This is a genomic window from Flavobacterium sp. HSC-61S13 (assembly GCF_024171535.1).
In the GTDB taxonomy this organism is placed as follows: domain Bacteria; phylum Bacteroidota; class Bacteroidia; order Flavobacteriales; family Flavobacteriaceae; genus Flavobacterium.
Map to the genome: position 1 here is coordinate 82234 of NZ_JALJZV010000017.1, position 6126 is coordinate 88359.

Below are 6126 nucleotides of genomic sequence, written 5' to 3' on the forward strand. Positions count from 1 at the left end.
TGTGAAAAGAAAAATAATCATTACCTCGGACGGGTCTAGTAGTATACTGATGGAGGATATGGATGAAACCTATCATTCTGTGCATGGAGCAGTACAAGAGGCTAATCACGTATATCTAAAGGAGGGTTTACATCAGATTTCAAAACGTCAATTTTCTATATTGGAAATGGGATTTGGTACCGGTTTAAATACCTTATTAACTGCATTGGAAGCAGAAAAACTTCAATTATCCATACAGTACCATGCTGTAGAGGGTTTTCCATTAACTGCGGAAGAGATTCAATTGCTTAATTATCCCGTTCAATTGGATGATCCAAATGCTATTCGTGATTTTACAAGAATTCACCAAACGGATTGGGAAGTGGAAATGCCAATTAATTCTTGTTTTAGTTTGAAAAAAGTCCGATCTTTATTTGAAGAGCTACAATTATTGCCGCAATCGTACGATCTGATCTATTTCGATGCTTTTGGTTATCCGTATCAACCGGAATTATGGTCGGAAGAGATTTTTATTAAAATGTATGAATCGTTAAAACCCAATGGGATTTTAGTGACCTATGCTTGCAGGGGAGCTATCAAACAAAATATGCGTGCTGCGGGGTTTAAAGTTGAGCGTTTAGCGGGTCCACCGGGTAAAAGACAGATGATACGAGCTCATAAAATATCTAAAGAAACTGCGTTAAACTCATAAAATAATCTTAAAAAACTATAATAAAATATTTTATACTGTGGATTTGTATTATATTTACTTCTAGCGATATCCCTTTAATTTTTTAATTAGATATGAAAGCAAGACAAATGTTTGATTACACAAAAACGGTATTAGAAAATGTTAGTTTTGACCCGTTATTATTTTGTAAGGAGTTAGAAAAAGCAATGAAATCATTGTTACCTTACGATCTGGACTTATTAACCAAATGGTTAGAAAAATACACTTTGGGAAAACCCGAACTACAGCAATGTTTGTTGTTGATTAACGAATAATAGTATAAATGAAAAAGCCCACTTATGTGGGCTTTTTTGTTGACAGAATTTCAGCCTATCCTTTAGGAATGACGTTTTAATTTTGGGCTTATAATTTGTATATCACTAAATGCTATGGCACCGCGAATAACACTCTGTATGCTTTCTTTTAGAGCTTCGATAATCTGAATTTTCAATTCACTCTTTCGATATATTAAACTGACTTCTCGAGCGGGTTTGGGATCTTTAAATTGAACTAAATTGACCAGATATTCCGATTTGAGATCCAAGGTATGCAAATAGGGTAGTAAAGTGATTCCCAATCCCTCATTGGCAATTTTGATTAAGGTTTCAAAACTACCGCTTTCCAGTTTAAAGGGTAAGTCATTTTCTGATGCGCTAGGTTTACATAGGTTGATAATGCTGTTTCTAAAGCAATGACCATCATGTAGCAACAATAGATTATTGATATCAACATCGCTGACGTTGATTTCCTTAGATAGACCCTGACGAAATTTGTCGGGAAAATATCCTACAAAGGGTTCGTAATACAAAACCGCTTCTTTGATATCTGCTTCATCCAACGGTGTTGCAGCTATGGCCGCATCAATCTGACCATTTCTCAATCGCTGAATGATTTCATCAGTATTGTACTCTTCAATAATTAAATTAACCTTTGGGTGTTTTTTGATAAAGGTCTTCAAGAACATCGGTAAGAGTGTCGGAGTGATCGTCGGAATAATGCCCAATCTAAATTCACCGCCGATATAACCTTTCTGCTGATCTACAATATCCTTGATTCGATTGGATTCTTCTACTATCTTTTGCGCTTGCTTGACGATAATAGCACCTACTTCGGTCAGTTGAATGGGTTTAGTAGTACGATCAAATATAATAACTCCTAACTCTTCTTCTAGTTTTTGTATTTGCATACTTAGAGTGGGTTGTGTAACAAAACTCTTCTCTGCAGCCAGAGTAAAGTTTTTATATTCCGCCACAGCAATAGTATATATAAGTTGCGTAATTGTCATATGTTATAAAATGCCAAGAATTAATTTTAATATGTATTCAAGTTAAAACAAAAAAACTAAAAATCAATCTTTTTTAATTCGGTATAATTATATTTTAATTTTTTAAGTAAGATACCGTAAATCACTTTATAAACCAACCAGATAATCCCAGCAAATATTCCGATAAAGGCTAAAAAAGCTATTATAAGAACTGAGGACTGTATATTGTTGAGTTTGTCGAAGTAATGATTGTTATGACTAAGCACGAATAGCGCATAAAACATACCGATAATCACCATAAAAATATTGATGTAAATATAAATTTTAACGGTTTTACGGGTCTTTAGAATTCCTTGCATCAAAGTCTTTGTCGATGATGACACGGAGATTGCGCGATAATTTTTATAAAAAAGCACAATAAATACCAAGGAAAAGCCAATCGATGCGTAATCTATAATTTCTATAAATACGGTAGAGTCATCTACTTCACTACTAGGCATCAATAAGCTGATTAAATTCAAGATGATGAATTCTATTATGCTGATAATAAATATCCATTTCACGATTGATGAAGATCTCTTGTGAATCATTTTTTTAATATCCTCTTGCGAGATTTTCGGGAAATCTGAATTTTTATTCCAGTGTTTTTTTAATAAATCTAATTCTTCCATATTCTGATAACCTCAAGGGTTAATTATTTTTTTTAGTTTAGTTTTAATCCTATTCATTTTAACTCGCGCATTGACTTCACTAATACCTAAAGTTTCTGAAATTTCGGTATAATCTTTATCTTCTAAATACATATAAACGAGTGCTTTTTCTATATCGTTCAATTGCTGTACAGCTAGATATAAAATTTTGAGCTGCTCTTCTTCTTCATAATTGTATTCATCATATCGGAACTTGTGTATAGTCGCATTAAACTCGATCGTTGTGATGGTTCTACTTTTCTTCCGATATAGGGAAATGGCTGTATTTAAAGCGACTCGATACGCCCAAGTAGTGAATTTGGCATCTCCTCTAAATTTGGGGTATGCTTTCCATAATTGGATGGAGATTTCTTGAAACAAATCTTTATGGGCATGCTCATCAGAAGTATATAATCTACAAATCTTGTGTATTATATTCTGATTGATTTCGACCTGCTGAATAAATTCCTGTTCTAATAGTGGGTTCATGACTGATAGGACGCCTAAACGATTTAATTGTTACAAAAATACTTACTTTCTAACAATTGACTGCGGGAATGTTTTTGAAATTACCATGCAATTGTTGATTAATCTTCGTAAATTTGTTAGTCAAAATTCATATATTATGATGAACATTCCTACTTCTAGCTTTCCAAGAGTTGTAATTATTGGAGGTGGCTTCGGGGGACTATCCTTAGCGAAAAAGCTAAAAAACAAAGGCTTTCAAGTCGTACTATTAGACCAACATAACTACCATACTTTCCAACCTTTATTATATCAAGTAGCTACAGGTGGCTTGGAAGCAGGATCCATTGCATATCCCATTAGGAAAGTGGTGCAAAACTACGATGAAATTTATTTTCGATTGGCTCATGTCAATAGAATTGATACCGATGGGAAAAAGGTGATCGCCGATATAGGAATTATTTTTTACGATTATTTAGTGATTGCCACAGGATCGAAAACCAATTTTTTTGGTAATACCTCGATTCAAAAAAACAGTATGGCCATGAAAACGATTCCACAATCGTTAAATATCAGAAGTTTGGTATTGGAAAATTTTGAAGAAGCCTTGCTGACCAACGATATGGAGGAAAAATTGGCTTTGATGAATTTTGTCATCGTAGGAGCCGGACCCACAGGAGTGGAACTTGCAGGTGCATTAGCAGAAATGAAAAAAGCGGTTTTACCTAAGGATTATCCCGATCTAGATATTCGTAAAATGGAAATCAATGTCATTCAGGGTTCCAATCAAGTTTTAGATGCGATGTCTGATAAATCTTCGGAAAGAGCTGAGCATTTCTTAAAAAAACTCGGTGTTTCGATTTGGAAAAATGAGCAAGTGACCGATTATGACGGTAACGTGGTTATGACAAAAAACGGCACAACTTTTCGTACGGCTACCGTCATCTGGACCGCTGGTGTAAAAGGCGCTGCTATTGATGGTTTTAAGGATGAAGTGATGTTGAGTCGCGGTAATCGTATGAAAGTGAATGAATATAATCAAGTGATAGGATTTGATAATGTCTTCGCTATTGGAGATGTAGCCGGTATGGTTTCAGAAAAATTACCTGGAGGACATCCGATGATGGCTCAGCCTGCCATTCAACAAGGTCGATTGTTAGCTCAAAATTTAGTACGCCTAGTAAGCAAAAAACCATTAAAACCTTTTGTTTATAACGATAAGGGATCTATGGCTACGATTGGTAGGAATAAAGCGGTAGTCGATTTACCGAAATGGCATTTTAGTGGAATATTTGCTTGGTTCGTATGGATGTTTGTCCACCTGATGTCTTTAATCGGTTTTAAAAATAAAATAGTTGTTCTGTGGAATTGGGTGTACAATTACGTGATTTTTGATCGCGAAGGACGATTAATTATTCGTCCTTATAAACGAAAAAATAACGAGAGTTTTCCCGATGACACCGATCTATAAAGCCTTTTTTTTGTGGTAATTAATTAAAAGGTCAACAAAGCGATTATAGGATTTTATTCCCTCTTGTTGATTGTTGATTTTTAAAAAATTATTATAGAAAACTTTAAAAAACGAATTGGAAATGTTTCGATAGGAATCCCAAAATACTTTGTTTTCCATTAAATTGTGATACACGGCTGGGTTAATCTTATTTAGAATCGTTTCCAATTCTTTTATTTCATTGCGCTCCATAGTGGTCAAACAGTATCGTAAGGCATAGATATAACCCGCATATTGGTACTTCTTATCCTCTTGTAAGCTCGCATTGAGATAACCTATAAAATTAGCTTCACTCTCTGAGGCATAACCGATTTGATGAGCTATCTCATGGGAAGCTGTTACGTACATTCCCAATTTTGGAACCTTACTATTGACCTGTGCCTCATTGGTAAAGGGATTGATATAACCGGAAAAACCCATATAACTTAGTACAGTACTCCACAAAGAAGATTTCAGTGCGTAGTTTTCGTGTTTTATCCAAGGATAGACTGCGGTCACATAACGATAACCACTGTTGGCTTCGTCATAGATTTTATTGATGTCGTAATCGATTACGACACTTTTAGTCGAATCAGCTGTGATTTCTAATTGCAGTTGATTGACCTTAGTTAGCAACTGATATGAAAAGTCAATCAATTCGTCATCGGTATATTCTCGTTCCAATTCCATTTTCTGATAGAGCGGTATACGGTAATTGTTATAACCCCAAAACAAATTGAAGAATAAAAAGAAGATAGCCAATACGCGAATTAAAAAATAAAACAAATGTTGAAAGCGCGTGCTCCACGAATAAGTTCCCTTTTTTTCTTTAAATATAACAACGGTGTTGATCACAATGATTAAACCAATGATAAAATAAAGGATATCACCAATAGAAAATGGAAAAAAGCCATATACTTTCCTAAACAAGGCACTGATTTTAATATACCACTCGTTGGAATAGTAATTTTCAATCCAGAGGGGATGTTTCTGAAAGATTTTGACCAACAGATATTGTATGATTAGCAACAAAATCCAAAACCAATTTTTGCGCATATTTTTTTTATAAAAATATAAAAAAAATAATTGACAAACTTTATTTAGAATAATTAAAAATAACTATCTTTGTCCTTATTTCTTAGTAAGTTATGTCAAAAGATAAAAAAGAGGGAAAAGTGATATTTTTCTGCAATGGAAAAAAGTGTTGTCGCTATAATGAGGAAGCTAAAACTTGTTTTAGTGAAATGATCATCGAAAATGGATTGGAAAACCAAATGGAAATTCAAACGATGAAATGTCAAGGTATGTGCAAAAAAGCACCGATCTTTTATCTACCTACACCAGACGTATTCAAAAAAGAAGTTTCGAAAAAGAAAGCACGCAAAATTTTTGAGAAGTATATAGCTTGAGAGGCAGATACGCTGATACGCTGATACGCTGATACGCTGATACGCTGATACGCTGATACGCTGATACGCTGATACGCTGATACGCTGATACGCTGATACGC

General features: G+C 34.4%; 8 protein-coding genes. 4 read left to right on the forward strand and 4 right to left on the reverse strand.

Features of this window, described 5'->3' with window-relative positions; translation table 11 throughout:
• Position 1 precedes the first annotated feature (1 nt).
• Both mnmD and L1275_RS14230 read left to right on the forward strand, forming a co-directional pair.
• Entirely contained in the window at positions 2 to 691 is a 690-nt protein-coding gene (gene mnmD / locus L1275_RS14225) for a tRNA (5-methylaminomethyl-2-thiouridine)(34)-methyltransferase MnmD (protein ID WP_253474756.1), read from the forward strand.
• A 92-nt stretch (positions 692 to 783) separates the two neighbouring features.
• The gene (locus L1275_RS14230; RefSeq protein ID WP_253474759.1) at positions 784 to 984 is read left to right on the forward strand and encodes a hypothetical protein; all 201 of its coding nucleotides are present in this window, start codon (positions 784 to 786) and stop codon (positions 982 to 984) included.
• Positions 985 to 1046: 62 nt separating this feature from the next.
• Here L1275_RS14230 and L1275_RS14235 read toward each other — a convergent pair whose 3' ends face one another.
• From L1275_RS14235 to L1275_RS14245, 3 genes are all read right to left on the reverse strand, one after another.
• A complete protein-coding gene (locus L1275_RS14235) occupies positions 1047 to 1994 on the reverse strand; it encodes a hydrogen peroxide-inducible genes activator (RefSeq protein ID WP_253474762.1) in 948 nt (315 codons plus the stop codon).
• A 56-nt stretch (positions 1995 to 2050) separates the two neighbouring features.
• On the reverse strand, positions 2051 to 2563 hold the full coding sequence (locus L1275_RS14240) for a hypothetical protein (protein WP_253474765.1): 513 nt from the start codon (positions 2561 to 2563) through the stop codon (positions 2051 to 2053).
• 93 nt (positions 2564 to 2656) lie between these two features.
• Complete coding sequence (locus tag L1275_RS14245) at positions 2657 to 3151, reverse strand: RNA polymerase sigma factor (protein WP_253474768.1); 495 nt, start codon at positions 3149 to 3151, stop codon at positions 2657 to 2659.
• Positions 3152 to 3287: 136 nt separating this feature from the next.
• Between L1275_RS14245 and L1275_RS14250 the strand changes: the two genes are divergently transcribed.
• Positions 3288 to 4598 (forward strand): NAD(P)/FAD-dependent oxidoreductase, encoded by a 1311-nt coding sequence (locus L1275_RS14250; protein WP_253474771.1) that lies wholly within the window; start codon positions 3288 to 3290, stop codon positions 4596 to 4598.
• On the opposite strand, the gene L1275_RS14255 is transcribed toward L1275_RS14250, so the two are convergent.
• Positions 4593 to 5672 carry a DUF3810 domain-containing protein gene (locus tag L1275_RS14255; protein WP_253474774.1) on the reverse strand — a complete coding sequence of 360 codons (1080 nt, stop codon included), beginning with the start codon at positions 5670 to 5672 and terminating at the stop codon, positions 4593 to 4595. The genes L1275_RS14250 and L1275_RS14255 overlap by 6 nt on opposite strands.
• Positions 5673 to 5764: 92 nt before the next feature.
• Here L1275_RS14255 and L1275_RS14260 point away from each other — a divergent pair, with 92 nt between their 5' ends.
• Entirely contained in the window at positions 5765 to 6025 is a 261-nt protein-coding gene (locus L1275_RS14260; protein WP_219291727.1) for a (2Fe-2S) ferredoxin domain-containing protein, read from the forward strand.
• Positions 6026 to 6126 lie beyond the last annotated feature (101 nt).